Below are 25,702 nucleotides of genomic sequence, written 5' to 3' on the forward strand. Positions count from 1 at the left end.
GGGGTGTGAGCATGCGGACCATCGGACTCCTTCACGGCATGAGCAGCGTCGCTACCGCCGACTACTACCAGCGCATCAACGATCTCACCAACCAGCGCCTGGGCGGACACGAACGTGCCGAGCTGCTGCTCTGCAGCGTCAACTTCGGCGTCATCGAACGCTGCGTCCGCACCCAGGCATGGGACAAGGCAGCCGACTACCTCGCGGGCAAGGCCCGCGGCCTGGAGCGCGCTGGAGCCGACTTCATCGCCTGCGGCAGCAACACCATGCACCGCGTGGCCCCCGCCATCGAGGCGGCCGTCTCCATACCCTTCCTGCACATCGCCGACGTCATCGCGCACGCCGCCCATCAGACACGGGCCCGCACCCTGGGCCTCCTGGGAACCCTGCCGGTAATGGAAGCGAACTTCTACCGTGACCGGCTCGCCGACCACGGCCTGTCCGCCGTCGTCCCGGAGCAGGACGACCGCACCCTCGTCGACCGGATCATCTTCGACGAGCTGACCCGCAACATCTTCACCGACGACTCACGCGCCCAGTACCTGCGGGTCATGGAACAGTTGGCCGCCCGGGGAGCGGATGCGATCATCCTCGGCTGCACCGAGATCACACAGCTGATCGGCCCGCAGGACTTCCCTTCGCTGCCCTTGCTGGACTCGACGGCCCTGCACGTCGAGTCCATCGTCAACGCCAGCCTGGCTCCCGCCGTCCCGCAAACCGGAATCTGAGCTTCTTCTGCCGCGCTTGGTCTTCGCCGCGTGTCGGTATGACGGGTTTCGGGAAACACCTCGCCCAGCGCGTGCCAGAAGCCGAGCGCCCCATCGCCGACGGCCTGGACCGGGGCGCGCATACCGCGCCGCTGGCAGTCCCGCAGCAGATCGGCCCAGGATGCGGACGATTCGCGGTAGCCATCGGTCATCGCGATCAGTTCCTTGGTGCCGTCCGCCCATACGCCCATGAGCACCAGGACCGCGGCCTTGGCCTGGTCGAGGCGGATCCGCAGGTGGATGCCGTCCGCCCAGATATAGACGTAGTCGGTGGCGGACAGGTCGCGCTCACCGAACGCGGTGTGGTCGGCCTGCCACTGCACGGTGAGCCGGGTGACCGTGGCCGGGGAGAGCCCGGCCGTCGAGCCGAGGAACTGCTCCAGAGCGGGCACGAAGTCGCCGGACGACAGGCCGTGCAGGTACTCGCACTCCTCACCACGTTGCTGGGCGGGGCCTTGTTCTATCTGGTCCACACCCACCCGCGTCTGGCACCACCCCCCTCACCGTCACCATTGCAGGTATGGCTCTGCTGGCGACCTGCGCGTTCGGCGTCATCGCCCGGTGAATGCGGGCGCCCACCGCCCCGCGGCCCTCAGCGAGTTCGAGCCCCGCCCGCTCGACGGACCGTTGCCGTGGCGGTGCGTGCGCTCGCCCCGCCACGGGCCTCGCGCGTATCCCCGATAGCAGCATCAGCACTGGGCGTGGGAGGTGGCCGTACCGATCAACCGTGGTGGTGATGGACTCGTGCCCGAGCCTCCCCTGCATCACGGGCAGCGGAACCTTCCCGGCGATCAGCCACGAGGCGTGCGTGTGACGGAGGTCGTGGACACGCGGCCTCTTCGTCAGGCCGCCGGCGTTGGCAGCGTCCAGAGCAGGCTTCCATCGATGGGCGAAGACGAAGCCCGAGTGCCATGACCCTCCGCCGGGAGCGGTGAAGATCAGATCCTGCGGCTGCTTGCCCAGACATGCGCGTTTGAACAGCTCCACCTGGTCAGGCGTGAGGACCAGGGTGCGTCGGGACTTCTTCGTCTTGGGGGCCCCGAGGTACATGCCGCCCTCGGCTCGACGTTTCCACGCACGTTGTACTCGAAGCGTGGACCGCTTGCCCGTAAACGTGAAGTCACGCGGCTGGAGCGCAGTCACAGGTGCGGTCTTCTTAGAGATGCCGCGGGTAGGGGCGCCGTCGCGAGCGCCGCGATACCGCGGCCCGACCAGCGGAATCTCTTAGTGATCGAGCGATGATCGGTCGTGGCGACGGACCCGCGAGGGCGGTTTGCCGTCGAGGGGGCTGAGTAGTGCCCCACGCGCTCGGTACGTCTGGCCGAAACGGCCGAAACCTGACAGGGCGCACATGCCCCACGCCTCCGAATTCCGGACCGAGACGTATTGCGTTAGAGCGCACTCTAATTCCTAGGTTCGGAAGCATGCGATACATCAAACTCGGAACGACCGGACTGGAAGTCTCCGCCATCACCCTCGGCTGCATGAGCTTCGGCGAGCCGGACCGGGGCGGCGAGCCCTGGTCGCTGGGCGCGGACGCCAGCCGGGACATCATCAAGCAGGCCCTCGAGAGCGGCGTCAACTTCCTCGACACGGCCAATGGGTACAGCGCCGGAAGCAGCGAGGAGATCGTCGGCCAGGCGGTCAAGGACTTCACCCGGCGCGAGGAGGTCGTTCTCTCCACCAAGGTCTGGATGCGGATGCGCCCCGGCCCGAACGGCGCCGGGCTGTCCCGCAAGGCGATCTTCGCCGAGCTCGACGCCTCCCTGAAGCGACTGGGGACCGACTACATCGACCTGTACCAGATCCACCGCTGGGACTACGACACCCCGATCGAGGAAACCCTCGAGGCGCTGCACGACGCGGTCAAGTCCGGGAAGGTCCGCTACATCGGAGCCTCTTCCATGTACGCCTGGCAGTTCACCAAGGCCCTGTACCTGGCTGACCTGAACGGCTGGACCCGGTTCGTGTCGATGCAGGACCACTACAACCTCATCCACCGAGAAGCAGAGCGGGAGATGCTCCCGCTCTGCGCCGACCAGGGCATCGGCGTAATCCCGTGGAGCCCGCTGGCACGGGGCAGGCTGACGCGGGCCCGGGACACCGCCACAGCGCGTGCCGAGACCGACGAGGGCGGCAAGATCCTCTACCGCGACGGGGACCAGGCGGTGGCTGAGCGCGTCCACGAGATCGCGGGCAAGCGGGGTCTGTCTCCGGCCCAGGTCGCCCTGGCCTGGGTCATGCGCAACCCGGCGGTGACCTCGCCCATCGTCGGGGTCACCAAGCCGGCCCAGCTGGCCGACGCGATCACCGCGGTGGACGTCGAACTCGACGAAGACGAGGCCGCCTACTTGGAGGAGCCCTACCAGCCGCACGAGGCCGCCTACCTGGAGGAGTCCTTCTACAAGTCGCGGCCTGTGGCGGGCTCCCGGTAGTCCGGGCTACCGCCGGGCCTTCGACGAGTCCTTGACCTCGGCCTTCACAGCCCTGTGGTCGGCCCGGCGGGTCGGTGGTGATGGCGTCACGCAGGGCGAGCCGGGCGGCGATGAGGTCGCCTTGCCGCCACGCGACGAAGGCGAAGAGCGTCAGGATGGGGACGGCCTCTTGCGTGAAGGGGGCGGCGCAGTGCCGGGCGAGGCAGGCCCACAGGCGTCGGGCGTGCGGTCCGTCGATGATCTCGACGGTGCCGTGCCGGGCGGGGATCTTCCTGTCTTCGGTGAGGCCCTGGGGCATGTAGTTGGCGGTGGCTACGTCGAGGGCTTCGCGGTAGCGCGCCGGATTGGTGTCGGTGGGGCGGTACTCGCTGGCGACTTGGACGGCGTGCTGGAGGTTGTGTGCGAGCCGCCGACGACGGCTTGCGCCGCGACGTCCTCCGGGCCAGCCGGGGGTTCGTCGGGGCACGCTGCGCCGCCCGGCGCCGCTCGATCAGTTCCTCCGTTGACGGGATCGGCGGCACACCGTGGGGGAACACCCGGTACTCGGCACGGCGCCCGACGCGGCCGATCGTGACCCGCTCGACCAGACCGAGCCCGACGAGTTGCGTCACCACCGTGATGACCTGCTTCTCCCCCACGCCGGCCCAGGCCATCATCCGCTCCAGGCCGGACCGAGCCAGCCTGGTCTGGTCATCGGCCGAGTCCGCGATCTTCATGAGGACCAGCTTCTGCGTCGTGTTGATCACCTCCTTCGGCAAGTACGCGGCCACCACCATCAGTTGAATGCTCACCGGCACTCTCCGTGTCGCGTCCCGTTCGCGCCGCTCCGGGGCCGGGGACAGGGGCACACCGGCCCCGGCCCCGCCATGTGCCACGCTCAGGGCTTCTTCCTGGCGGTGACGTTGATGCTCACCGCGGTCCGCCGGTCGTGGTCGAGGCGTGTAGGCACCGGGATGCCCGCCCCCTCAAGCGTGGCCTTCATCGCCGCCGCGTCCGGTGCCATCGGCACCGCCAGTCCGGCGCGGCGGTACAGCGAGACCATCGCCCCGACGTCATCGACCTTGGTCGGGTTGCCTCCGCTCCACTTCAGGACGTTGTCGCCGTAGACGCCCGGCTCGGAGCCGTCGAGCTTGGCTCGGAGCAACTTCTGCCGGTCCTTGAGCGGCTTGATCTGCTCGGATACCTCGGCATACTCGGCCAGTGCCTTCGCGCGTTCCTCGTCGTCGTGAATGAGCTGGCTCTGCGGGGAGCGCCCGGCGACGAGCGGACCCCAGCACGCGGTGCGGAACGGGCAGTGGTCGCAGATCACGGAGATGCCCGGCCCCTGGAAGGTGCGCGGCAGCTCCTCGGGCGAGGCCGCCGCCCGGACCTGCTGGACCCACCATCGGGCGCGACGGGCACGGTCGGCCTCGTAGGCGATCTCCTGGATGTGGTCGTCGCCGTTGTCGCGGTTCATGAACCGGAAGCGGATGCGGGCCACCGGCACGGGGCCGAGGCGGGCGAGCTGGCGCTGTCCCCGGACGCTGGCGAAGCCCTCGGTACCGAGCAGGTCGGCGTACAGGTACACCTGCCGAAGCTCGGCCTCGCTCGCGCCGTACCGCACGACGCTGTCCCACTGGTACGTGCTCTTGGACTTCACGTCCTCGACAGTCGTCTCCTCCGCGGGGAGCGTGGGGCGCAGCCGCTTCGGGAGCCGGGCGGCGGTCGTGCTGTCGAGCTGGACGGCGTCGATGTGGCCCCGGACGGTCTCGTCCTCCACGCGGCGCTCGACGAGCCAGCCGTACTCCTCGCGGGCGGCGTCGAGTATCCCGGTGTGCAGCCAGGTCCCGAGGATCGCCTTGCGCTTCTCGCCGGTGTCGGTCGGGGTGCGGCCGTGCAGGAGGTATCCGGCTCGCCGTGCGCACACGGTGTCGCTGGCGCCGAGCTTGGTCTGCTGGGAGCGGGGGCGGCGCGCGTCCGCCGCGTGAGCGGCGGGCCACAGGCTGACCGGCCGATATCTTATTCGCAATTCGGGACCTAGTACAGTTTTGCGCAGGTCAGGGGGCCTTTCGGGCATGGCGGCCCCGAGTGAGGACGCGGCTGCCCGGACCGTCGTAGGTGCCGTCACGCAAGGCGGTGACGACCGCCTCGTCCACGTCCCAGGGCAGGCTCCGCGCGCTCTTGCGCAGCGTCGGTACGGCGTCGAGGACGGTCTCCAGCATCCAGAGCTTCGATCCGGACAGCAGCCAGTCGTGCTCCGCGAACCGCCCGGTTGCGATCGTCGTGGCCAGGTTGCCCTGCGCAGGCAGATGGAACAGCTCGATGATCTCCTGCTGGCCGACGATCGGCGGCAGCTCGTCCCCGAGACCCGGCTCCCAGCCCTCGCCCTGGTCCGCGATGATCCGAGCCTTGGCGTCGAGATCCACTTGACGGAACCGCGCAGTCGTCGCACCCCACCGGGCCGCGAAGCCGAGCGGCCAGTACCGCACCCCGCTGACGACCAGGGCGGTCGAAGGGTCCAGCACGCCGCGGCTCGGCGCCAGCCACTGCGCCACCTGCTTCGGGTCGACGCGGTACAGCGCGGCGAACTCCTGGTGCCCGACCAGATACGGCCTGCGCTGGCTCATCCCCATCCTCCGCTGTCTCCTGGATGCCGACGGCAGCGTAGCCGCACGCGGACGCCAGCGTGCGCGGCAGTCGCTGCTATGGTGGCGGCGGTCTTTCCAAGAGGACCTACGCCCCCCGCCTCGGCGGGGGCCGTGTGCGTCGCGCGCTCCAGGCGGTCTTCTCCTCCGACTGCCCAACAGCGGCGCTGCGCCGGGCCGTGCCCCGCTCCTTCAGCTGCCGCGTGAATCGCAGAGCATGGATGGTGCGCCCACCGGTTACCCAGTGAAACGCCACCACCACCTCGGCCTTGGTCAGGCGCCGCCCGCGCTGCGGGCCAGGCTCTCGGCCGGGGCCGCTGTGATTGGGGTGGCGGAGGCGCCCGCAGTGCCGCCCCCCAGGGGTCAGCTACCCACCAGCAGAGATCCAGCTATTAGGTGGTTTATCTGTCAGCTCCGCTACTGAGCGTGGTGACTCCTGCTTCGCTGTGACTATCTCCTCTGCTGCCCGGTGCCGCCGGAGCGGTAACGGGGAGGGAAGAGAGGCGAAATGAAGCACTTGAGGGTGCGGAGTGCCTGGAAGACCGCCGTCCTGGCCGTCATGGGTGCGTGCGCAATGACGGCATTCATGTCGGCACCGGCTCCGGCGGCCCCACGAGCCCCGCATGTGGCCGCCGCCGCAGCCAGGAACTTCTACCTGAACCTGCACCAGTGCGTGTACAGCAACGGCCGGATCCTCTACACGAACCTGCTGCCCAACACCGCCAACCCCACCTTCAACACCGGCACGCAGGTCTCAGGCAGCGTCGAGACGTCGGCCAAGTGCGGCAACCCGGGCGGCGGCTGGCGAGAGGAGACGTGGAACAGCGCCGAGTACAACTTCGACCGGTTCGGCCAGGTCGACAGGTATCTGAACCTGCACCAGTGCGTGTACAGCAACGGGCAGATCCTCTACACGAACCTGCTGCCCAACACGCGCAACACCGACTTCAACACCGGCACCAACGTCGCCTCCTCGGCCGAAACGGCTTCGCGGTGCGGCAACCCGGGCGGCGGCTGGCAAGAGGAAACGTGGAACTCCGCCGAGTACAGCCTTGACCTGACCGGCAGGAGCGGCCGGTATCTGAACCTGCACCAGTGCGTGTACAACAACGGGCAGATCCTCTACACGAACCTGCTGCCCAACACGCGCAACACCGACTTCAACACCGGCACCAACGTCTCAAACACCGAAGCCACCTCCGTGCAGTGCGGCAACCCCGGCGGCGGCTGGCGAGTGGACACGGCGAACTCCGCGGTATTCACCATCGACCTATTGGCGTAGGGCACCAACCGGCGCAGAGCGAGCAGTGGTCCACTCGACGGATGCTGCCGAGTGGACCACTGCTCGCTCGCACCTACGCGCATGCCTATCAGGGATCCCGTCCGATGTGATCTGCGCTCAGGCGACGCTGGCCGGTCGCAACGGACTGGCTGACGCTCATGAACTCCCTGTGGGCGAACTTCGCCTCAGCGCGCCAGGCTGACGATGGTGAGCACCACGGCGGTGATGCTGGCTAGGACGGCGACGGTCGGCAGAGGCCATCTGGTCTTTTCCAGCGCGCTTACCCGTTCCTCCGGCTCGGCCAGGGCCTTGTCCGTCTGGTCGCTGCGCTGGACGAGCAGAGCCAACTGGCCGTCGATGCGAGCCAACCCGACCTCCAGCGCCGAACGGAGCTCGGCCAGGGCGAGAGCGATCTGCCCTTCGGGCACGGCTTCCTCCTCCTCTCTCGTCACCGGCCGGTCACGGCTTCGGGGTGGCGGGGTCGCGCTTCACGGCAGCCACGACGCCGTTCCGGGCCTGCCCAGGGCAGTGCCGAGTGTGGACTTCAGCGCGCTGAGCGCGGCGGGTATCGCGGAGACCGCAGCGGCCTGCCATGCCGACAGGGACACCATGTCCGTCGTGCTGGCGGCAACCATCAGGCCCAGCAGCGACTGGAGGTAGGTGGCAACGGTGCGCTCAGCGATGTCGGCGAGGGCCTGCGGCATGGAGTCGTGCTCCTGGTTCGGGGTGGTCGGATTCGGTTCGGGGGCACCGGCCTGGTGCGGGACGCGGAGATCTGCCCAGGTCTCAGGCCCTGGGATGCCGTCCGCGTCCGCACCGTGGTGGCCGCGCTTGATCTGGTAGGCGGCGTACGAGCGGCGGTGCGCGTCGTTCCACACCTGGCCGGGCGGCGTGTCGTAGCTGTCGCAACCCTCTGCGATCAGCCGCTTCGCCACCGCGGAGATCACCGGCGAGGAGCGCCCGACGCGGAAGAACTGCCTACCTGGGTACGCCGCATACTTCGGCGTCGGCTCCGGCTTCGGGCGCGGCTTCGGGGCCGGCTTCGGCTTGGGGTCGGGCTTCGGCTTACTGCCGTCCCTCAGGTGCCGGGCGACCCGGGCGCGGAAGGCGTCCATGTCGATGCCGCCCGGGTCCGGCTTCCCTGGTCGCCACTCCTTATGGCCTATGACGGAGTGCTCGTTCCAGCCGTGCGCACGGCAGATGGCCGCCGCCGCCCGCGCCATCGCGTCGAGCTGAGCCACCGGCCAGGGCTGGCTCCCGGTGTTGATGCACTCGAAGCCGTAGAAGTGCCTATTCCCGTCGGTATCCGCTTCGTTGTTGCGCGGGAGGCTCGTCTTCTCGGCGATGACCGCGAGCAGGACGTCCGTGTCCCCCATCCCGGCGTGATTGCAGCGCCCGTATCCGACGAGGTGCACGGTGCCGGATCGGTCGATCACGCCGTGGCAGAGCGGTCCCGGAAGATCGTGGTAGCCGGTCCGGTACAGCTCCACCATGTCCTTCTCGGAGCTGTACGAGCCCGTGTGGTGGATCATGACCCCGTTCGCGGGGCCCCAGTTGCCGTGGGTGTTGCGGTTGTGGGTGCGCCATTTGCCGTGCTCGACCACGCCGAGCCCGGCGCCTTTCAACACGGACAGGAATTTGTCCGCGCTCAGCGGTGTAGCCACGCGCTTCGTCCTTCTCCCCTGCGCCGGAAGGCAGTCGGCCGTGGCCGCCGTGGCGGTTCGGTCCCTCGGGAGTGCGAAGCGGGTGGAGGGTCACCCACGCGTCATGCTATCGGCGGTGCACCGGCTGCTCGCCAGTGCGCCGCCGGTCAGGTGTCGTCGCGGTCGGCGCGAAACGTCGTGCCGTCGATGCTGATCCAGGTTGCGCGGACGCTGCCGCCGCCCTGGACGCGCAGCCGCACCAGGCCCTTCGGGTCGATGTCGAGCTGGAGGGCGCGGCGCGCCGCGTCGGAGGCGACGTCAACCGTCCGCGGAGCCTCGGGCCAGTACCCCTCGGGCAGCAGGGCAATCAACTGCTCGTCGGTGGCACGGCTGCTGGCCAGTCCGATTCGGCCGCAGAACTCCGTCGTGTCCCAGGGGTTGGCGCGGAACTGTGGTGGCTGCTCCTCGTCGGGGACAGTGGTGTCGCCGGTGAGCGGGAGGTCCCGCCATTCCGGGTACGGGGCGCGGCGGGCGCGCTCCAGCGTGGCGACCCGCCTTTCCAACCTGGCCAGTGGGCGGCCGAGGGTGGCGATCGTGTCCGGCATCTAGAGCTCCTCTCCCTCGCCCGCCTCGGCGCCCGCCTCGTCCTCGGGCTTGTTGGTGCGCTCCAGCTTCAGCGTCACGCGTTCGGCGGTCTCGCCTTCGCCGGGCCGGACCGTCCACCCCACGATCCGGCACCAGCCGTCGAACTCGGTGTGGGGCTCGAACAGGCGGACCCGTACGTCGTCCCCGATGCGCAGCGCGTGGACCGGAGCTGCCGGGTGATCGATGATCTCCAGCTTGGTCAGGGGGGAAGGACCTGGCGGGCCAGCCGCTCGCGGCGGGTCCGCTGCTTCAGCTTGGCCTCGTTCTTCTCGCTGGTCTCCAGCCGGTACTCCAGGCGCAGGCGGCCGTTGCGTACGCCGTCCACTCGATACGGGAAGCAATGTAGTCATCGCCGTCGTGGCGGCGATAAGTCTGCTCTTCGCTGGAGTTGGCGCCTTTTTGCAGTGGATGGCGACCAGGGATCAACTGTCGCAGAGCATCGAAGCACGAGAGGAACGCAAGAAGGAAGAAGCAGCCCTTTTCGATGTGCGGTCCAAGGCCGGCAAGCTCTATCTCATGAACTATTCGCGCCACACTGTCCGAAGCGTAGAGGTGTACATGCACCACCTTGAAACAAAGAAGCGCATACTGTTTCCAGTGAGTAACGTCGGGCCCTGCAAGGCGGTGGTCTATAGCTTTCGATATTCTCCGAAAGGGAAGCCAGCGCCGGCCCACTTGTCGATGCACCAGGTGGCTTACAGGGACTGGGAAGGACGCGATTGGGCGACCGGAGGAGGGCTACCGCTTACGAACATCGATAACGAATACCGAAACAAGATGCGCGGCAAATCTGTGATTTTTACAGACTGGCAAAAGCTGTTGGATTGGCCGCGGAAAGAGTCTGAGATCAGTGACTGCGCGGGACGCTAAAGCCCAGCCATGCTTGGACCACAGAGCAGGACGGCGTTGGCCAACTCCAAGCAGACTATGCCCAGCATCTATCTATGCGCCCGTTGCGGAGATACACAGTCCCTCATTTCCCCACGGCGACCTGGAGTCGAGGAGCCTAGCTGTGGTGTCTCATGAGGTTGGTTCCACGAAGTCCTCGATCGTGAGCTGCTGCGGGTTGAGTGGTTCCGGCGGCTGGCCGAAGACAATCCGGTAGTCGCTGCCGAGGTCCGACTGATCGGCGGTCGGCCTCCGAGCGCGGCATGCGGCCGCTCGTGGTGTACCGCTTGACACCAGTCCGGCTTCTCGCCTCTGCGGGCTTGGGCGCAACCGGCATGGATCGGGGCCCCATCTTCGTCCCGGAGCATACTCACGACGGCTGTCTGCGCCCCAGGTCAGGGGCAGGGGCGTCCCGGGACGTCCCAATTTGGCTGCTATGCCTGGCGACGGCGGCGAATTACCTGGACGCTTCTGCCTGAGCCGATCACCGTCGGCGTCCATCAGGGCCCGAAGGCGAATTGGATCGAGCTCGCCTGGCCGTGCACGCGCACAGCGCGGAAACGGCGAGCCTACCCTGTAAGGGAGAATCATGCGCATTCGTCATGTCCTCGCAACCACTGCCGTTGGCGCCGCGCTTTCATTCGGCGCTTTGGCCGTGCCGGCCCAGGCCGCTGCCATAGACGCTGACGTCGCGACGACCGCAGCGCCCAGCAATACGGATCAGACAGAGGGTGAGGCCAGCATTCAGTCGGCCTATCACTTCTGGGCCAGCTATTACAGCTTGGCCGACTGCACGGCTGCCGGTTACCACGTCATCCAGTCAAACCCCTCGCGCTACCTCAAGGCAACGTGCTCCCATGGGTCAAACGGCAAGTACAACCTCTACATCTTGATCTGACTCCGCTGGAATCTCAGCTCCGTATGTCACTGAGGCTGAGGAAGGGGGCCCCCGCGCTCGATTGAGCGCGGGGCTTCTGCGCGCTGTGTCCCGGCCGCCCAACGACTGTGGCCGTGGCCGTGGCCGTGGTCGTGGTCGTGGCACCAACCTCATGAGATGGCACACCTAAGGGCTGTCCCGCAATCGGCCTTTGGCTTCGATCGACTGCAGGGCCGCGGGCTATCGGGCGCGCCTCAATCGCGAGGGCGGCAGTTCCAAGGAGCTCCGGCACTGTGTGTGAGCGATTGCGTACTCTACGGGATCGAGGGCCTGCCTGTGCGGGAGGTATGAGGTAGTTACGCAGAGCGGTGGGGCCTGGTGTCTCAGGCGCCGTGGGTCCCCGGCGCGCCGTATCGGGCGAGCATGGTCAGCACCGCTTGGTCGACCGCGTTGGTGATGGCGGTGTCGTCGGGCTCCCAGCGTGCGAGCAGCATCCGCGGCCAGAACACGTAGTTGGAGATCATCCCGAGGAATTGGGTCGCCGCCATCTCCGCATCGTCGAGCCGGGCTGTACCAGCGGCGTTCTCCGCTGCCAGGTAGCGGCGGACCGATTCGAAGTAGGGCATCTTGCCGAGCTTGAACTGGGTCTCGCCGAGCTCGGGGAAGCGCGGTACCTCGGCGATGACGATGCGGAAGAGGGCGGCCATGCCGGGCTGGGTGAGAAGGGCCACGTATCGGCGTCCGATGGTCTCAAGCCCTGCGCAGAGGTTCCCTGGCTCGGGGAGGGGCGCCTCCCCGTCGTCAAGCTTCCAGTATTCGGTGACGATCGCCTCGAACAGGGCCGCCTTGGTGGTGAACTGCTTGAACAGAGTCGCCCTCGACACTCCGGCCGCCTCCGCGATGCGGGCCAGCGAGGTGCCGTCGTAGCCGGAGTCGAGGAACAGCTTCGTCGCTGCCTCGATGATGGACGTCCGCTTCTGCGCTGCCACGCGCCGGTGGTATTCCGAAGGCTGTGCCGTCATGCCCTCCAGTATGCCCCTCACTGCGAGGTGAGTCACTTGACTCACCTCTAGTCCTGCTCCTACCTTGAGAAGGGTGGTGAGTCACTCGGCTCACCATCAATGTGAGCCTGGAAGGATGCATCATGGGACGCTTTGAGGGTCAGACCGTCGTCGTCACGGGCGGCAGCGGGGGTATGGGCAGCAGTCATGTGCGGGGCTACCACGCCGAGGGGGCGAACGTCGTCATCGCCGGCCGCGACGACGACGCCGGCCGTGATCTCGCTGCTCAGCTCGGTCATCGGGCTCTGTCCGTTCGCCTGGATGTCGCCAGCGAGGACGACTGGGCGGCACTGGTGCGAGAAGTTGAAGGCCACTTCGGGCCGGTCACCATCCTGGTGAACAACGCGGGAGTCCAGAACCCGGCGGCCCCTATCGAGCACACCGAACTCCGCACCTGGGAGCACACCTTCAGCGTCAACGTCACCGGCCAGTTCCTCGGCATCAGGGCCGTGGCTCCGTCGATGCACAGGGGCGGTGGTGGAACCATCGTCAACATCGCCTCGACCATGGCCCACGTCGGCACCGCCTTCTACGCCCCCTACACCGCCAGCAAGTGGGCCGTGCGCGGGCTGACCAAGACGGCCGCGCTGGAGCTGGGGCGGGACAACATCCGGGTCAACTCCATCCACCCCGGCGTCGTCTCCACACCGCTGATCAACGAACCCACCGTCGCAGGCCAGCCGGCCATCGCCGACTTCTACTCGCCCGATCCCTTCGCCATCCCCCGCCTCGCCGAACCCTCTGACATCACCCGCCTGTTGCTCTTCGTCACCTCCCAGGACGCATCTTTCGCTACGGGCTCGGAATTCGTCCTGGACGGGGGCCTGCTGCTCGGCCCTGCACTCCAACCCGAATCCGACATCGCAGCTTGAGCTGGCATTGCAGTACGGAGCGTGCAGTCGCGGGCGCCCATCTTGTGCAAGGCGAAGCGATCTTGCCTTGCGATGATGACGGGCTGTGGCAGTTGTGATCACGGCGTCCGAGCCGTCCTGGATAGCTCCATTCACTGGGCTGAGCCCGCGCTGCTTCGGCAGGTTGGTGGCCGCGTTGCGACGGGAGGGCGCGGATGCAGTGCGGCGGGGCCGTCCGTGGAGTCTGCCGCTGGAAGACCGCGTACTGCTCGTGACAACGTACTGGCGCACAAACTTGACGATGCGCCAGCTTGCCCCGCTCTTCGGCATCTCGAAGTCCGCGGCCGACCGCATCATTGACCACCTCGGCCCTCGGCTCGCGCTCCAGCCTCGTCGGCGGTTCCGCAAGGACACCGTGCTCATCGTGGACGGCACCCTGGTGCCTGCCCATCAGGTCGTGATCGACGCCGTCACCCGCTTGGTCGTCGTGGTCGGCCGACCGCTGCCCGGCAATCGTCATGACTCCCGCGGCTGGGAGGAATCCGGCGCCAAGGCCGCCGTGGGCACCACCACTACGATCGCCGATGGCGGCTACCAGGGCACCGGACTGGTGATCCCCCACCGGCGACCGGCCGGGCAAGCCGAACTCCCGGCCTGGAGTTCGTACTTAGGCCCGGCCCCCGCCTCCCGCTGACGGCCACCCTCGCGCCGCTCACGGCGACCAGACTCGCACCACGCCTCCCAGCGTGGTGCGAGTTCGGCGGCCAGTTCGCCGAGATGCTGGCGTGACAGCCCGCAAAAGACAGGATGGGGACATGACCTCGCGGGCCAGGTTGATCTTCATACCCCAGGCAACTCGCGCGGTCTCCCCTTTGTCCCCGGCCGAGGTGCGGGCGGCAGCGGGAGGGTGCCTCCCATTCAGCCGCGCGTGCGGGCCCGTCGAAAGAGTTCGGCGACCACTGGCTTCATTGCGTACTGGGACGGGTCGCCCTCCCACCAGTAGAAGGGGTAGTTGCGCTGGGACTCGCGGTACGGCTTGGCAATGCCGTTGAGCGATCCGGCCAGGGAGCTGCGCTTCGTGAAGCGTCCTTCGCTGTGCTCGCAGATCTCGTCGGCGTCGAGGAGCTGGCCAGGGCGGTCCATCAGGAAGTCCAGGAAGAACCGCACATTGGGCGTCACTGAGTGGTAAAGCGTCTCGGCCCTCTCAAGGTCGTTCGACAAGTCCCATTCCTTGCCGTCCCGGCCGCCCCCTGAGCTTTTATCCCACATCGGGTGGCCGTCGCTGAGCTGCAAGGACTTGGGGGCGGGCCCCGCTGCTGGCGGGCTGGTTTCCTGGCGGTTGCGGAGTTGATTCTGGAGCTGTTCGAAGATGTCCTCAGCCTGCGGCGGGGACATGCTCAGCGCCATACCGGATTCGAGATTGATAATGATCAAGGTGTGTCTCCTCTGGCTTCACCTCCGGCCGAAGCGACCCGGAAGGGATGCCTAAGCGTTTCATCGCTTCCGGGTGAAGTCAAGAGCCATCCATCGCTTCGACATCGCTTCTGCTCCAACACACCTCAAGATCCGTCGCGGGTCAGCCCGTTACCGTCCCGCCAACTGCTTCGGCCCGCTGGCAGACGCGAATCCGAATGGCACAGGCCGCCCGCCGCTGCTCCTCGACGGCTCTGCGCCTCCACCGGCGTCGCGCTCCGGGTCCTCCTCGTTCTCCGACTCTTCATCCACATCCCCGCGGCGGGCCACTGCCTCCGCCATCCGTGCTGCTGCCTCCTCCTGGGCCTTCGCGCGGATGCGCTCCACTTCCTCCGCCGCATCCTTGATCGGGTAGCCCGCCTCAACCAGCATCGCCACCGCTGTCTCCAGCGAGATGACCCCGGCCCCGTACGCCTGGACTACCTCCTCAAGCACCGCAGCCCGGTCAGTCGGTGTGTGCGGCGCCCACGACAACCGCGCCGGGAGCGAGTCCCCGCCCGTCCAGCCCTCGGCCCGGCCCGCCTGGTACAGCCGCTGCACCATCTTGAACAGCAACCGGTACTTGTGCTCCCGGGCCAGCCGCATCATGCCCACCAGCGCATCCAGAGGCCCGAGCGCCAGCTTCAGCGCGTACCCCGAGGGCACCTCGAGGCGTCCAGCGTCCCCAGCCCGGCCGCCGTGACCCGGCTGTTCGCCGCGATCCCGTCCAGCAGGTGCTCCACCCGGGAGCGCAGCTCCGCCAACTGTGGCGAGGTGTCCAGCGCGTCCATCCGCCCCGTCTCACCGAGCTGCCAGACCGCGCCGGCCTGAACCGTCAACTTCTCCGGCTTGCCCGTCGCCCGGTCCACCGGCAACCGCGCCCCGGCCAGCCCGATGATCGGCGTCCCCGTCGTTGCCGACGCCGCTGAAGCATCCGAGTCGGTGGCCGCCAGCTCATCCAGGCCCTGAAGCACCCGTGCGATCGCGGAGCGGCCCCAGTGCTCCCCGCCATCAGGAATCGTGTTCGTGATGTGTATGACCGGCAAGAAGTCGATCATCAGATCCAGCCGGTCCAGCTCCGTGCCGTCCGGCCGCACCCGGAAACTGGCCTTGTCCATCGGCAGCCGGTCCAGCGTCTGCCCCCGCTTGATGTCCTCCAGCAACCACTCCGCGTCCGTCAGGTAGCACGTCATCCTCGACGGACGCCCAGGGTTCCACGGGTACTGCCGCACCAGGCTCTCGTCGTCCTCGGAAACGGGACCCGAGCTCGTACGTCACCCGCCGCACCCGGGCCTTCAGCCCCGCCTCACGGTCCTCCGGCAACTCCCACGCCAGGTGCACCCTCGAGGGGAAGTCGGCGTCCTCGTCGTCCCACTGCGGGAAGAAGAACCCCGGATCGTAGACCCTCAGCGTCGGCCGCTGCTTCTCCGGATTCCACGCCAGCACGTACACGCTGTCACCCAGCAACACGGCCGCGCGCTCCGCCTGTTGGATGCGGAGCGTCAACAGCTCCTTATCGGCCCAGGTGCGCAGCCACTCCTGCAGCCCGGCGGCCTCCGTCGCTCCGGGCTTCGGCACCTCGCCCTCGGCGTGCTCCGCGCCCTCCACGGTGACCTTCTGCTCCGAGCCGAGCAGGTACCCGAGCGCGGTGTCCACGAGCTTCGCGGCGTCGCCCAGCTCCCGCCGCTCGATCCCCGCCTCATCACCCGAGGCCGCCGCGAGCTGACCGGCTTGGTTGTTGTCGTAAGCCAACAGCACCTTGTACGCGGCCAGCCGCCGCAGTTCCTCCGGCGGCAACCACGTAGCCGCCAGCTCAGGGAACGACTGGTTCCCCGGCCTGCCGACCTCGGCCATCACCGGCTTGTAATTCAGCCACGATCACGCATCGATCACGAACTGGCGCAGGCCCACGTCCACTCCAAGGAGTCAGCCCCACTCCCCGAGCAACCTTAGCGAGTACCAATTACCGCTATCGCGCAACAGGTGGAGGCCGGGCCACAACTACACCTGGCCAGCCGACCCGGGGCCTCTCGGACCGCCGCCAGGGTTTGAAGCGGCGAGCACTGGAGATGAAGCGCAGGCCGCCTTCCCGACCCTGCTCAGAACCTCGAGAGCTTCGTACAGGGCCCGCCATTGTGGCAGACCTGGAACCAGACGTCCTTCAGGTCGTACATGTATTTGCCGCCGAGCTGCTGGCTAGTGCCGTTGTCGTTGCCCCAGACGTAAGTGTCCTGAGCTCCGTTGCTGTTGTTGAACACGATCCTTATGCCAGGGAAGTATCCGTCGTCTTTTACTTTGTCGCTGACTATCATGTTGTCGATCCAGATTTCGTACGTGTCCCATCCAGGTATGGCCTTGTACCGGTAGCCGTAGACGCTGCCACAGGCCTTGGAAGTGCACCCGGTGTAGTCGGCGGCGACCGCGGGGGATGCGGCCATGAGGCTGACTGCTGCGGCCACGGGAACAGCGGTCTTCAGGATGCGCGAGATGTTCATGGGTCTCCTTGTGCGGGCTGATTGCGCTTTCGGCACTCAGGATGCCCGGACCCATAGCAGTCGTCCTTTTCATTCCGCGCAGGGTTGTTGCCGATTCGCGCACGCCGCGTGGAGGAATAGTCAAGACCTGTGGATCTAGTGCCACGTCAGGCAACGTTTGCCCTGTCCGCTACCGGCACTTCTGGGCGATGTCCCCCCTCGATATGTCCGCCGTTCGGGGGCACGGCCAGCGCGGGGCAACGCGACCCCGAGCTGTCGTTCCGTCGCGAGGGAGCGGCCAACGCGCCCGGACAAATCATGTCAAGCCGTAACTCGCGTGGGCCGGTATCGCAGGGCTACCGCCCCCGACCGGAACTCATGGCGGTCCACGAGCTCGAGCTGGATGCGCTCGCCCAGACCGGCGAGCAACGTCGGCCCGTGTCCGGCAACGACCGGCTGAACAAGGAACTCGTATTCGTCGATCAGTCCCAGTTCTGCCAACGCCAGGGGGAGCGTCACGCCACCCACCCACAAGCCCTCGCCTGGCTCCTGCTTGAGCCGCTGAACCGCTTGCCCCAAGTCGCCTTGCACCAGGTCGGCATTCCAATCGACCCCACTCAGCGTGCTCGACACGACGTACTTCTTCGCCCGGTCGATGGTCTCAGCGAACGGGATCTGCCACTCATCCATCCAGTCAGGCCACGTGCCCGTGGCCGGCTTCCGCCACGCCGACTCCATCATCTCGTAGGTCACCCGGCCGAATAGCAGGGCATCGGCTCGCTCCATCTCAGCGGTCCAGTAGCGCATCGACTCCTCGTCCGGGGGGAGCCCTGCCTCGTGATGGCAGCAGCCGTCGAGCGTGCCGTTGATCGAGTATCGAAGTGGTCTCATCTTCGTTGCTCTCCCTTGATGCGCGCCCCGCGTTCACCGGACCGTACTCAGACGAGGGTAGTGCGCGTAACGCTGGTGCTCGGCGATTTCACGGTCGTGCTGGGGGTCGGTCATGCGGCCCTTCCTTCGGGCCGTTCGACCAACTGGCCGCGTTCGAAGCGGGCGCCGGCACGGACGAGGGCGACGAGGTGGGGTGCGTTCACGGCTCGCCAGCGGGCCTGGGCGGACTCGATGAGCTTGAAGACCATGGCCAGGGCGGCGGCCCGGCTCCCGGCACCCTTGGTGACCCTCGTTCGAAGTCGCACGGTGGCGAAGGTCGATTCGATAGGATTCGTCGTACGTAGGTGGATCCAATGCTCGGCCGGGTAGTCGAAGAACGCCAGCAGCTCGTCCTCGTCGTCGGTGATCCGCCTGACGACCTTGGGGTACTTCGCGCCGTACTGCTTGGCGAAGGCGGCCACCGCCCGCGCCGCGTGCTCCTTGTCCTCGGCGTTGTAGATCTCCTGGATCGCGCGCTTGGCCGTCGGCTGCGCGGACTTCGGCAGCGCGTCCAGACAGTTGGCGGTTTTGTGAACCCAACACCGCTGGTGGCGGGTCATGGGGAAGACCTCGCTCAAAGCGTTCCAGAAGCCGAGTGCACCGTCGCCGACGGCCAGCACCGGGGCGCGCATGCCGCGGCGGGCGCAGTCGCGGAGCAGACCAGCCCGTGCCTCTGACGACTCGCGGTAGCCGTCGCTCATCGCGATCAGCTCCTTGGTGCCATCGGCGCGCACGCCCATCAGCACCAGCACGGCGGCCTTCGCCTCCTCCAGGCGGATGCGCAGGTGGACGCCGTCGGCCCAGACGTAGACGTAGTCGGTGGCCGACAGGTCGCGATCCTGGAAGGCGGTGTGATCGGCCTGCCACTGCGCGGTCAGCCGCGTCACTGTCGCCGGGGACAGACCGGCCGAGGAGCCCAGGAACTGCTCGAGCGCGGGCACGAAGTCACCAGAGGACAGGCCATGCAGGTAAAGCAGCGGCAGCACCTCGCTGACCTTCGGGGACTTGCGGCACCATGGCGGCAGGATTGCCGAGGAGAACTGCCGACGCTCGCCATTCGCCTCATCGACGCGCTTGTCGTTGACGCGCGGCGCCTTCACCTCGACCGACCCGGCGGCGGTGGTGACCTTCCGCGGCTGGTGGTAGCCGTTGCGCACCACCAGGCGGCGACCGGACTCGTCGCGCTCCTCGGCCACCTCGGCTATGTAGGCGTTGACTTCCGCCTCCAGGGCGGCGGCCAGCATCCGCCGTGCGCCCTCGCGGACGATCTCGTCGATCAGGGAGCCGTTCGGGGTGGAGCCATTGGCGTTGACTACGCTGAGCACGGGCGTGCCTTCCCGACCGACGTTCGCAGCGTCGGCCTACTCGGTGACCATCAATCGATCACTCGGGAAGGTACGCCCTCGCGCGCCTCCCGAGCCCCGATCCACAGGTCCTGAGCATTGCTCACACCTGGCCCTCGGCCAGGGAATGTACTACTGCCTCGGCGCACCACTCGCGCGTATGGAGATCCAGATCGCCCTCCATACGCTGCTTCACCGGTTCCCCCAGTTGGATCTCGTCGTCCCGCCTCAGCAGTTGCAGTGGCGTACCTCGTTCCGCTCACGCGCTCTCAAGGCGGTTCCCGTCACCCTGCGGTGACGGCGCTGTCCCTTTGAGAGGGGTTCCACTTCCGCCACGTCAGCTGAACGCGATCGCCATCCACGGTGCGCGACCCTCGTGCGGCAGCCGGATAGACCGTTACCCGCTCCAGCATGAGGGTCAGCACGCCCTGCTTCGATGCCAGCGGAGCATGCCTCCACCACCGGACGAGATCCGGCACGGCCCCCACCGGCACGTGCCGAACCTGCTCCAGGAAGCGCGCCTGAGCGGCGTTTTCCCGGATCTGGTCGGTCAACTGCTTGTCGGCGGCGCGAAAGGCGCTCAAGGAGAGGTCCGGCGAGCGAGCGTAGCTCTCACCGAGCTCCTTCTGCCGTGCCTTGTCCGCCTTCACCTGCGCACGAAGCTTCGCCGCCTCTGCCAGGATCTCCTCACGCGCCTGCCCGATCAGGGCACTGACCTCCGGCTTGGCCAGCTCAGCCACTACGTGTTCGGCGACGTAGGTCTCAAACGGGTCAGCACTGATACGAACCCTGCCGCAGCCACCCGGATGCTGCGGCCTGTTCGGAAGGCAGCGGTACCCACGGCTCCCGCTGTTCGCAGGCGATGCGCCGAAGATGCCGCCGCACAGGCCGCAATCGGTGAGCTCGCCCGTCATGAGGTATTCGCGCTGTTCAGCCCGGCGGTAGGTTGGATCGTTCAACCGCCGCACCGCCCGAATGGCTTTGAACTCCTCGGGCTGGATAATTCGCGGCCCCCCTGAGTCCACCAGGTTGCCGTCCGCGTCCTCAGCGAGCCCAGCGATCGCTGGGTGGTCGAGGACGTTCGCCAGGACAGACGGCCGCCAACGGCCTCCCCGGGTTGTCCGGTAGCCCTCAGCGTTCATCCATGTCGTGATCGCTTCGTAGGTCTGCTGCTGAATGCGGCGGCTAGCGGCCTGCCGCAAAGGCGCGGCCTCGCTCTCGCGCACCCTCTCGTGCGCCATGTCGTCGAACCCATATAGCCGAGGCATGCGCTGTACTCCTTGACCTCGCCGACCCCCTTACCACACCAAGTTTACCGGAGATAGGTCACACTGTTGCAAAGCAACAACACTCCTCAAATCTGCTCGTCACTCACGCTCAGCCCGCGCGTTCACGCCGAGGATCTTCCACAGCTCTGCCGTCGGCACACGGATCGTGCCACCCAGCGGGAGCGTCCGAACCGGGAACTGTCCTGACCGGATCAGTTCATACGCCTTGTCGCGGCCGATCCCGAGGGCTCGGCCAGCAGTTGTCACGTTCACTGTGGCCGGGAGGGCCAGCAGCTCCTCCAGTCCCATCGCTCCGGACGGAGCCTGGTCGCATGCTTCCCGAGCAGCCATGTCGTTGGTCGCATCCTCCCCCGCGCCAACTTGCCCACGACTTTACAGCAGTGTCCGACAGCCCCAGCAAGATGAAGAAAGATCACACAGGACCCGTACGGACACGTACGCACAAGCAAAGCTGACTGTGGACAGTCAGTAGCAGGGGGTCAGATGTTCTCGCCGAGCTACTACCGGCGATGCCAGTGCAAGGGGCCGCTCAAGGACGAGGCAGGCAACCCGATCCTCGATGCCGAAGGTGCACCGAAGATCGGGGACATCGGGCTGACGTGCCCGAAGCTCGGTAAGGGCCACGGCACCTGGTACTTCTACTTCGAGGCCGAGCGCGGCGAGGGCAACAAGCGTGCACGAGTGCGCCGCGGCGGCTTCGCCAAGCTGGATGACGCCAAGGCGAAGGCGAAGGAACTCTACGACGCCGCGACCGCCGGCACCGACGTGCTCTCCGACGAGACGTGCGGCGACTTCTTCCTCCGGTGGATCAAGGCGAAGAAGTCTCTGGCCCGCACCACCCGCCACGGCTACGAGGAGCACATCAACCTCTACCTTCTCCCTCACCTCGGGCACATCAAGCGCCGTGACCTCAAGGTCCGGCACCTCGACAAGATGTACGACGCGATCGAGAAGGAGAACTCCGCGCGGATCCTCCACCGACTCCGCGTCGATCAGCTCCAGAAGGACCGCGACGACGCACACCAAACCTGGGTGAGGACAGCGGGTTACGCCAAGAGGGAGGAGCGCCGCTTCACCCGCCGAGCCTTCCTGGACGCGAACGCGGCCCTCCGCGAGGGGAAGCAAGGGCTGCGGAAGGTCACCTCCGCCGCCACCATGCACCGCACAACGACACCCTCAGCTCGGCGCTGTCCTGGGGCATCAAGCGCGAGCAGGCGTTCGCCAAGAACTGGGCACAGCTCGTGGAGCTGCCGCCGGTCACCCGGCCCAAGCCGCTCGTCTGGACACCCGAGCGCATCGAGCACTGGAAGCGCACCGGCGAGAAGCCCGGCCCGGTCATGGTCTGGACGCCGGAGCTGACCGGTCAGTTCCTCGACTTCGTCAAGGACGACTGGCTCTACGAGCTGTGGCACAGCCTCATCTTCCTCGGTCCCCGCCGCGGCGAAATGGCCGCGCTGCCCTGGACGGAGGTCAGCACCGATGCCCTCTGGCTGCGGATCTCCCAGCAGATCGTGGAGGTGGCGTACGAGCTCTACGGCGAGGCACCGAAGGCCGACAGCGTTCGCACCCTGTCCCTGAGCCTGGAGTCCGCCGACAACCTGGTCAGCTTCCGCGCGAAGCAGGAGCAGAAGCGCCAGATGTGGGGCGACGCCTACGTCGAGACCGGCCGCGTGTGGACACACGAGAACGGCGAGGGGCTGCACCCCGACTGGATCTCCCGCCGCTTCACCCGCCTCGTGGAGCTGTCCGGCCTACCGCCGGTCCGCCTGCACGACCTCCGTCACCTCGCAGCCACTCTGTCCCTCCTCGCCGGGACCGACATCAAGGTGGTCCAGGAGAAGTTGGGGCACTCCTCGCGCCAGATCACCTCCGACACCTACACAAGCGTGCTGCCCGAGATGATGCGAGCCGAGGCCGAGTCGGTCATGGCCGTCGTCCCCTTCCAGGTCCGCACCCCACTGACGATCCCCGAAAGGGCCTGGCAGGGTGACATCGCCGTCTTCTTCGTCCACGGCGCACGGCAGTCAGGTGACGCCTGGGCCGTTGGTGCGCAGACTCAACCCGGCTCCGATCTCCTCGGCATGATCACCCTCAGCGGCCGAGGTCAGGACGACGCCGCCAACGCGGCCGTGAAGTGGATACGTGACCGCTGCGCCACGAACGACCTGGAGCTGGTCCGGGTTGAGAACTTCAACGACCACAACCCCGAGGAGCAACGAGCCGAGTTCTCGCTCACGCGCTTCACGGTTGCCCGCTCCCAGTCCCCGGGCCTCGATGACTGGGCGCTGCCGACAGGCTTGCCATCCATAGCGGCCCGGACCACCCGCCGGTCCTCGAAGGGGCGCCGGGAGACGGCGTGAAGGCCCTCTTGTCCCCTGAAGCGGCCCCGTGTCCCCTGTGTGTCCCCTGGATCTTCGTCTGAACGGATGAACGGGAGCCACCGCGTCGGCGCGGCGACTCCCGTTTCTGCGTCTGCGCAGGTCAGGATGGGTCTGCCCGCGTAGTGCCCTGGTGGGGCGGGTGGGACTCGAACCCACGGCCGACGGATTATGAGTCCGCTGCTCTAACCGGCTGAGCTACCGCCCCGTAACGGCGCGTCGTGCACATCCGCGCGCGCCGTCTGCCGCAGCATAGCCGCTCATACGATCTGCTGCTTCGAAGGGCCGGTGATGGAGCCCCCCTGGCTTCGATCATGGCGTAGATCACGTCCGCGGGGGCCCGGAAATGAAAAAGGACCCCTCAAGGGGTCCTCCTCACTGCTCCCCCGACTGGACTCGAACCAGTAACCCTCCGGTTAACAGCCGAATGCTCTGCCAATTGAGCTACAGGGGACCGAGCTCCCCCGACTGGACTCGAACCAGTAACCTGCCGGTTAACAGCCGGCTGCTCTGCCAATTGAGCTACAGGGGATTGCTCCGTGTGCCGCGACCGTGACCCCGCCCGGGGCTCCCGGACGGCGTGCGCTCGCTGCGACACATACATTAGCGCAAGCAGGGGGGTGCTCCGCCAATCGGTTCGCCGCGTCCGCCCTCGGGCGATCCTCGGCCGTTCCAGGGATGATCTTCTACGTGATCGTGGGTGATCTGCGGCGCGGGCGGGTAGGCGCGCAGCACGACCCCGGGGTCCGGACGTGAAGGACAGCGAGAAGGGCAGGTCGATGCGCTACCGGCTGACGTTCATCACTGGGATGGCTGTGGGTTACGTGCTGGGCACGCGAGCGGGCCATGAGCGGTACGAGCAGTTGCGCGCCTGTGCGCAGAAGTTCGCGCGGAATCCGGCCGTCCGCAATACCGCCGAGTCGGCCGCGCAAGGAGGCCGGCTGGCCGCCGTGCGGGCGCTGGACAAGGTCCGGCCGCTGCGCGAGAAGATCGGGCAGCGCGACGCCCGCGCGGTGGGCGAGGACGACTGGGGCACCAGCAACACCTGACCGCGGCGGTGGCATGATCTGATCCATGGGGATAGCCGCCGGGTTGGACAGTTCGTCCGAGAGCACACGAATCGTCGTCTGTGACACCGATACGGGTGCCGTGATCAAACAGGGGTACGCCCCGCACCCGGTCGGCGGCAGCGGCGATGTGGATCCGCAGGCGTGGCTGATGTCCCTCGGCGAGGCCGCCGAGGGCGGGCTGCTCGAAGGGGTCCAGGCCATCGGCGTCTCGGCGCAGCAGCACGGGCTGCTGGCGCTGGACGCGGGCGGGGTGCTGGTGCGCCCCGCGCTGATGGGCAACGACAAGCGCGCACAGTCCGCGGCCGCCGACCTCACCGAGGCGCTCGGCGGCCGCACCGCGTGGGCCCAGGCGGTCGGCGCCGTGCCGACCGCCTCGCAGCCGGTGGCCAAGCTGCGCTGGCTGGCGCGGAGCGAGCCGGACTCGGCGCACCGCGTGGCCGAGCTGATGCAGCCGCACGACTGGCTGGTCTGGCAGTTGCTGGGGCGGCCGGTGCGGCGTACGACCGACCGCGGCACGGCCTCCAGCAGCGGCTACTGGTCGGCGGCGAACGGGTCCTGGCGCCCCGACCTGGTCCAGCTCGCCCTCGGTCACCAGGTGCGGCTGCCCGAGGTCATCGGCCCTGCCGACGCCGCCGGGCACACCCCCGAGGGGCTGCTGATCTCCGCCGGTACGGGCGAGACCATGGCCGCCGCCTTCGGGCTCGGGGTCGGGGTCGGCGACGCGGTGATCTCCCTGGGCGCCTCCGGCTCGGTCTTCTCCGTCCACCACGAGGCGCTGGCCGACCCGACCGGCACCATCCTCTCGTACGCGGACGCCACCGGGATGCATCTGCCGGTGGTGCATACGCTCAACGCGGTACGGACGCTGCGCGGTACGGCGGAGCTGCTCGGTACGGATCTCGACGGGCTCTCCGCACTCGCGATGAAGTCCACCCCGGGGTCGTACGGGCTGGTACTGCTGCCCTATTTGGAGGGTGAGCGGACCCCTCATCTGCCGCATACGGCCGGCACGCTGACCGGGCTGCGGCGCGAGTCGATGAAGCCCGAACATCTGGCGCGGGCCGCGTTCGAGGGGATGCTGTGCGGGCTCGCGGACGCGCTGGACGTGCTGCGCGGGCGGGGCGTCCAGGTGCGGCGCGTCTTCCTGCTCGGGCCCGCGGCCGATCTGCAGGCCGTCCGCGCGATCGCGCCCGCGCTGCTGGGGGTGCAGGTCGTGGTGCCCCAGCCCGCCGACTACGCCGCCCTGGGCGCGGCCCGTCAGGCCGCGTGGGCGCTGGGCGTCTCGCACGGCACCCAGTCGCCGCACGAGCCGCCGCGCTGGCCGGCCGCGGCGAGCCAGGTCTTCGAGCCGGGCGAGGAGTTGCCGGTGGGGCAGGCGGTGCGGCAGCAGTACGTGGCGGTGCGGGAGCAGACCCACCCCGGGGCCTTCGAGCCCGAAGCCTTCGAGCCCGGGACCGTCGAGCCCGGGACCGTCGAGCCGGGAGCCCAGGAGACCGTGGGGCATGCGGCGGGCGGTGGGTACGAGGCCGGGGGGTACGAGACCGGTGGCGGTCATGATCATGGGGCGTCCGGAGGGTACGGAGCCATGTGAGGCCCTGGGGTCTCGGGGCGGGCGTGAGGGCCCCTGGGGTTTTGGCCAGGCATGAGCCGCCCTGGAGTGTTTTGGGCCGGGCGTGAACCGTGGGTTTTGGGC

The 25,702-nt window shown here is 67.7% G+C and carries 29 protein-coding genes, 3 tRNA genes and 4 pseudogenes; 13 read left to right on the forward strand and 23 right to left on the reverse strand.

What is annotated here, in order from left to right; translation table 11 throughout:
- Positions 1-11: 11 nt before the first annotated feature.
- On the forward strand, positions 12-728 hold the full coding sequence (locus STRVI_RS35630; RefSeq protein ID WP_014060422.1) for an aspartate/glutamate racemase family protein: 717 nt from the start codon (positions 12-14) through the stop codon (positions 726-728).
- A gap of 40 nt (positions 729-768) precedes the next feature.
- On the opposite strand, the pseudogene STRVI_RS49215 reads toward STRVI_RS35630, so the two are convergent.
- Positions 769-1,189: pseudogene (locus STRVI_RS49215) on the reverse strand (transposase); the annotation flags it as partial.
- 10 nt (positions 1,190-1,199) lie between these two features.
- Complete coding sequence (locus STRVI_RS56220; protein WP_078505512.1) at positions 1,200-1,817, reverse strand: site-specific integrase; 618 nt, start codon at positions 1,815-1,817, stop codon at positions 1,200-1,202.
- A gap of 374 nt (positions 1,818-2,191) precedes the next feature.
- Here STRVI_RS56220 and STRVI_RS35635 point away from each other — a divergent pair, with 374 nt between their 5' ends.
- Positions 2,192-3,202, forward strand: coding sequence for an aldo/keto reductase (locus tag STRVI_RS35635; protein ID WP_014060424.1), 1,011 nt, complete (start codon positions 2,192-2,194; stop codon positions 3,200-3,202).
- A 127-nt stretch (positions 3,203-3,329) separates the two neighbouring features.
- Here STRVI_RS35635 and STRVI_RS56225 read toward each other — a convergent pair.
- Positions 3,330-3,668: pseudogene (locus tag STRVI_RS56225) on the reverse strand (hypothetical protein); the annotation flags it as partial.
- Here STRVI_RS56225 and STRVI_RS56550 point away from each other — a divergent pair.
- Complete coding sequence (locus tag STRVI_RS56550) at positions 3,602-3,985, forward strand: hypothetical protein (protein ID WP_014060425.1); 384 nt, start codon at positions 3,602-3,604, stop codon at positions 3,983-3,985. The pseudogene STRVI_RS56225 and the gene STRVI_RS56550 overlap by 67 nt on opposite strands.
- A 94-nt stretch (positions 3,986-4,079) precedes the next feature.
- On the opposite strand, the gene STRVI_RS35645 is transcribed toward STRVI_RS56550, so the two are convergent.
- Positions 4,080-5,210 (reverse strand): PD-(D/E)XK nuclease family protein, encoded by a 1,131-nt coding sequence (locus STRVI_RS35645; protein WP_014060426.1) that lies wholly within the window; start codon positions 5,208-5,210, stop codon positions 4,080-4,082.
- A 28-nt stretch (positions 5,211-5,238) separates the two neighbouring features.
- On the reverse strand, positions 5,239-5,808 hold the full coding sequence (locus tag STRVI_RS35650) for a hypothetical protein (protein ID WP_150112945.1): 570 nt from the start codon (positions 5,806-5,808) through the stop codon (positions 5,239-5,241).
- Between the two features lie 643 nt (positions 5,809-6,451).
- Between STRVI_RS35650 and STRVI_RS35655 the strand changes: the two genes are divergently transcribed.
- Positions 6,452-7,108 carry a hypothetical protein gene (locus tag STRVI_RS35655; RefSeq protein ID WP_043237046.1) on the forward strand — a complete coding sequence of 219 codons (657 nt, stop codon included), beginning with the start codon at positions 6,452-6,454 and terminating at the stop codon, positions 7,106-7,108.
- Positions 7,109-7,293: 185 nt separating this feature from the next.
- On the opposite strand, the gene STRVI_RS35660 is transcribed toward STRVI_RS35655, so the two are convergent.
- The 5 genes and pseudogenes from STRVI_RS35660 to STRVI_RS55740 form a co-directional block, all read right to left on the reverse strand.
- The gene (locus STRVI_RS35660; protein WP_014060429.1) at positions 7,294-7,536 is read right to left on the reverse strand and encodes a hypothetical protein; all 243 of its coding nucleotides are present in this window, start codon (positions 7,534-7,536) and stop codon (positions 7,294-7,296) included.
- Positions 7,537-7,863: 327 nt separating this feature from the next.
- Positions 7,864-8,772 (reverse strand): annotated as a pseudogene (locus STRVI_RS35665) (peptidoglycan-binding protein); the annotation flags it as partial.
- Positions 8,773-8,918: 146 nt separating this feature from the next.
- The gene (locus tag STRVI_RS35670) at positions 8,919-9,356 is read right to left on the reverse strand and encodes a hypothetical protein (protein ID WP_014060431.1); all 438 of its coding nucleotides are present in this window, start codon (positions 9,354-9,356) and stop codon (positions 8,919-8,921) included.
- On the reverse strand, positions 9,357-9,479 hold the full coding sequence (locus tag STRVI_RS55735) for a hypothetical protein (protein ID WP_286012067.1): 123 nt from the start codon (positions 9,477-9,479) through the stop codon (positions 9,357-9,359).
- 116 nt (positions 9,480-9,595) lie between these two features.
- The gene (locus STRVI_RS55740; RefSeq protein WP_014060432.1) at positions 9,596-9,721 is read right to left on the reverse strand and encodes a hypothetical protein; all 126 of its coding nucleotides are present in this window, start codon (positions 9,719-9,721) and stop codon (positions 9,596-9,598) included.
- A 32-nt stretch (positions 9,722-9,753) separates the two neighbouring features.
- Here STRVI_RS55740 and STRVI_RS52245 point away from each other — a divergent pair, with 32 nt between their 5' ends.
- Entirely contained in the window at positions 9,754-10,266 is a 513-nt protein-coding gene (locus tag STRVI_RS52245; protein ID WP_150112946.1) for a hypothetical protein, read from the forward strand.
- A gap of 607 nt (positions 10,267-10,873) precedes the next feature.
- Positions 10,874-11,182: a hypothetical protein gene (locus STRVI_RS35675; RefSeq protein WP_014060433.1), complete on the forward strand. Its 309-nt coding sequence runs from the start codon at positions 10,874-10,876 to the stop codon at positions 11,180-11,182.
- Positions 11,183-11,544: 362 nt separating this feature from the next.
- Here STRVI_RS35675 and STRVI_RS35680 read toward each other — a convergent pair whose 3' ends face one another.
- Positions 11,545-12,183 carry a TetR/AcrR family transcriptional regulator gene (locus tag STRVI_RS35680; protein ID WP_050993830.1) on the reverse strand — a complete coding sequence of 213 codons (639 nt, stop codon included), beginning with the start codon at positions 12,181-12,183 and terminating at the stop codon, positions 11,545-11,547.
- Positions 12,184-12,305: 122 nt separating this feature from the next.
- Between STRVI_RS35680 and STRVI_RS35685 the strand changes: the two genes are divergently transcribed.
- The gene (locus STRVI_RS35685) at positions 12,306-13,094 is read left to right on the forward strand and encodes an SDR family NAD(P)-dependent oxidoreductase (protein WP_014060435.1); all 789 of its coding nucleotides are present in this window, start codon (positions 12,306-12,308) and stop codon (positions 13,092-13,094) included.
- Between the two features lie 85 nt (positions 13,095-13,179).
- Positions 13,180-13,731 (forward strand): annotated as a pseudogene (locus STRVI_RS35690) (IS5/IS1182 family transposase); the annotation flags it as partial.
- A 260-nt stretch (positions 13,732-13,991) separates the two neighbouring features.
- Here the strand turns inward: STRVI_RS35690 and STRVI_RS35695 are convergent.
- The 7 genes from STRVI_RS35695 to STRVI_RS35720 all read right to left on the reverse strand — a co-directional run bounded on the left by STRVI_RS35695 (position 13,992) and on the right by STRVI_RS35720 (position 19,254).
- Positions 13,992-14,507, reverse strand: a complete 516-nt coding sequence (locus STRVI_RS35695) for a DUF6416 domain-containing protein (RefSeq protein ID WP_014060436.1) — start codon at positions 14,505-14,507, stop codon at positions 13,992-13,994.
- Positions 14,508-14,657: 150 nt separating this feature from the next.
- Positions 14,658-15,191, reverse strand: a complete 534-nt coding sequence (locus tag STRVI_RS50255) for a hypothetical protein (protein ID WP_043237051.1) — start codon at positions 15,189-15,191, stop codon at positions 14,658-14,660.
- On the reverse strand, positions 15,170-15,571 hold the full coding sequence (locus STRVI_RS35705) for a hypothetical protein (RefSeq protein ID WP_167543251.1): 402 nt from the start codon (positions 15,569-15,571) through the stop codon (positions 15,170-15,172). The genes STRVI_RS50255 and STRVI_RS35705 overlap by 22 nt, the downstream gene beginning before the upstream one ends.
- Positions 15,537-16,379, reverse strand: a complete 843-nt coding sequence (locus STRVI_RS52250; RefSeq protein WP_150112948.1) for a toprim domain-containing protein — start codon at positions 16,377-16,379, stop codon at positions 15,537-15,539. Before STRVI_RS52250 ends, STRVI_RS35705 begins: the two co-directional genes overlap by 35 nt.
- A gap of 245 nt (positions 16,380-16,624) precedes the next feature.
- Positions 16,625-17,020, reverse strand: coding sequence for a hypothetical protein (locus STRVI_RS35710; protein WP_014060437.1), 396 nt, complete (start codon positions 17,018-17,020; stop codon positions 16,625-16,627).
- 300 nt (positions 17,021-17,320) lie between these two features.
- Positions 17,321-17,890: a dihydrofolate reductase family protein gene (locus STRVI_RS35715; protein ID WP_014060438.1), complete on the reverse strand. Its 570-nt coding sequence runs from the start codon at positions 17,888-17,890 to the stop codon at positions 17,321-17,323.
- A 110-nt stretch (positions 17,891-18,000) separates the two neighbouring features.
- The gene (locus STRVI_RS35720; RefSeq protein ID WP_014060439.1) at positions 18,001-19,254 is read right to left on the reverse strand and encodes an IS256 family transposase; all 1,254 of its coding nucleotides are present in this window, start codon (positions 19,252-19,254) and stop codon (positions 18,001-18,003) included.
- Between the two features lie 43 nt (positions 19,255-19,297).
- On the opposite strand from STRVI_RS35720, the gene STRVI_RS51875 reads away from it, so the two are divergent.
- Positions 19,298-19,570 carry a cytochrome P450 gene (locus STRVI_RS51875; RefSeq protein ID WP_353477090.1) on the forward strand — a complete coding sequence of 91 codons (273 nt, stop codon included), beginning with the start codon at positions 19,298-19,300 and terminating at the stop codon, positions 19,568-19,570.
- Here STRVI_RS51875 and STRVI_RS35725 read toward each other — a convergent pair.
- Positions 19,557-20,513: a recombinase family protein gene (locus STRVI_RS35725; protein WP_167543252.1), complete on the reverse strand. Its 957-nt coding sequence runs from the start codon at positions 20,511-20,513 to the stop codon at positions 19,557-19,559. The genes STRVI_RS51875 and STRVI_RS35725 overlap by 14 nt on opposite strands.
- 126 nt (positions 20,514-20,639) lie before the next feature.
- Positions 20,640-20,891, reverse strand: coding sequence for a helix-turn-helix domain-containing protein (locus STRVI_RS35730; protein ID WP_251982806.1), 252 nt, complete (start codon positions 20,889-20,891; stop codon positions 20,640-20,642).
- A gap of 153 nt (positions 20,892-21,044) precedes the next feature.
- Here STRVI_RS35730 and STRVI_RS49235 point away from each other — a divergent pair, with 153 nt between their 5' ends.
- Both STRVI_RS49235 and STRVI_RS46725 read left to right on the forward strand, forming a co-directional pair.
- Positions 21,045-21,920, forward strand: a complete 876-nt coding sequence (locus tag STRVI_RS49235; protein WP_078505518.1) for a hypothetical protein — start codon at positions 21,045-21,047, stop codon at positions 21,918-21,920.
- Positions 21,803-22,921 (forward strand): tyrosine-type recombinase/integrase, encoded by a 1,119-nt coding sequence (locus tag STRVI_RS46725; protein WP_050993831.1) that lies wholly within the window; start codon positions 21,803-21,805, stop codon positions 22,919-22,921. Before STRVI_RS49235 ends, STRVI_RS46725 begins: the two co-directional genes overlap by 118 nt.
- A gap of 149 nt (positions 22,922-23,070) precedes the next feature.
- Here the strand turns inward: STRVI_RS46725 and STRVI_RS35740 are convergent.
- The 3 genes from STRVI_RS35740 to STRVI_RS35750 form a co-directional block, all read right to left on the reverse strand.
- A tRNA-Ile gene (locus STRVI_RS35740) sits at positions 23,071-23,147 on the reverse strand.
- Between the two features lie 173 nt (positions 23,148-23,320).
- A tRNA-Asn gene (locus STRVI_RS35745) sits at positions 23,321-23,393 on the reverse strand.
- A gap of 5 nt (positions 23,394-23,398) precedes the next feature.
- Positions 23,399-23,471: transfer RNA gene (locus tag STRVI_RS35750), tRNA-Asn, on the reverse strand.
- 247 nt (positions 23,472-23,718) lie between these two features.
- Here STRVI_RS35750 and STRVI_RS35755 point away from each other — a divergent pair.
- Positions 23,719-23,988, forward strand: a complete 270-nt coding sequence (locus STRVI_RS35755) for a hypothetical protein (protein ID WP_014060441.1) — start codon at positions 23,719-23,721, stop codon at positions 23,986-23,988.
- Between the two features lie 25 nt (positions 23,989-24,013).
- Positions 24,014-25,600: an FGGY family carbohydrate kinase gene (locus STRVI_RS35760; protein WP_014060442.1), complete on the forward strand. Its 1,587-nt coding sequence runs from the start codon at positions 24,014-24,016 to the stop codon at positions 25,598-25,600.
- The last annotated feature ends 102 nt before the right edge of the window (positions 25,601-25,702 follow it).

Source organism: Streptomyces violaceusniger Tu 4113, assembly GCF_000147815.2.
Taxonomy (GTDB): domain Bacteria; phylum Actinomycetota; class Actinomycetes; order Streptomycetales; family Streptomycetaceae; genus Streptomyces; species Streptomyces violaceusniger_A.

Excerpts from the sequence above, each read along its gene's own strand:
- STRVI_RS35650 (WP_150112945.1), bottom strand. The coding sequence starts at position 5,808 with ATGAGCCAGCGCAGGCCGTATCTGGTCGGGCACCAGGAGTTCGCCGCG.
- STRVI_RS35760 (WP_014060442.1), top strand. The coding sequence starts at position 24,014 with ATGGGGATAGCCGCCGGGTTGGACAGTTCGTCCGAGAGCACACGAATC.
- STRVI_RS35730 (WP_251982806.1), bottom strand. The coding sequence starts at position 20,891 with ATGGCTGCTCGGGAAGCATGCGACCAGGCTCCGTCCGGAGCGATGGGA.
- STRVI_RS35715 (WP_014060438.1), bottom strand. The coding sequence starts at position 17,890 with ATGAGACCACTTCGATACTCGATCAACGGCACGCTCGACGGCTGCTGC.
- STRVI_RS35685 (WP_014060435.1), top strand. The coding sequence starts at position 12,306 with ATGGGACGCTTTGAGGGTCAGACCGTCGTCGTCACGGGCGGCAGCGGG.
- STRVI_RS35680 (WP_050993830.1), bottom strand. The coding sequence starts at position 12,183 with ATGACGGCACAGCCTTCGGAATACCACCGGCGCGTGGCAGCGCAGAAG.
- STRVI_RS35755 (WP_014060441.1), top strand. The coding sequence starts at position 23,719 with ATGCGCTACCGGCTGACGTTCATCACTGGGATGGCTGTGGGTTACGTG.
- STRVI_RS35630 (WP_014060422.1), top strand. The coding sequence starts at position 12 with ATGCGGACCATCGGACTCCTTCACGGCATGAGCAGCGTCGCTACCGCC.
- STRVI_RS49235 (WP_078505518.1), top strand. The coding sequence starts at position 21,045 with ATGTTCTCGCCGAGCTACTACCGGCGATGCCAGTGCAAGGGGCCGCTC.
- STRVI_RS52250 (WP_150112948.1), bottom strand. The coding sequence starts at position 16,379 with ATGGCCGAGGTCGGCAGGCCGGGGAACCAGTCGTTCCCTGAGCTGGCG.
- STRVI_RS35670 (WP_014060431.1), bottom strand. The coding sequence starts at position 9,356 with ATGCCGGACACGATCGCCACCCTCGGCCGCCCACTGGCCAGGTTGGAA.
- STRVI_RS35725 (WP_167543252.1), bottom strand. The coding sequence starts at position 20,513 with ATGGCGCACGAGAGGGTGCGCGAGAGCGAGGCCGCGCCTTTGCGGCAG.
- STRVI_RS35675 (WP_014060433.1), top strand. The coding sequence starts at position 10,874 with ATGCGCATTCGTCATGTCCTCGCAACCACTGCCGTTGGCGCCGCGCTT.
- STRVI_RS35635 (WP_014060424.1), top strand. The coding sequence starts at position 2,192 with ATGCGATACATCAAACTCGGAACGACCGGACTGGAAGTCTCCGCCATC.
- STRVI_RS35710 (WP_014060437.1), bottom strand. The coding sequence starts at position 17,020 with ATGAACATCTCGCGCATCCTGAAGACCGCTGTTCCCGTGGCCGCAGCA.
- STRVI_RS56220 (WP_078505512.1), bottom strand. The coding sequence starts at position 1,817 with ATGTACCTCGGGGCCCCCAAGACGAAGAAGTCCCGACGCACCCTGGTC.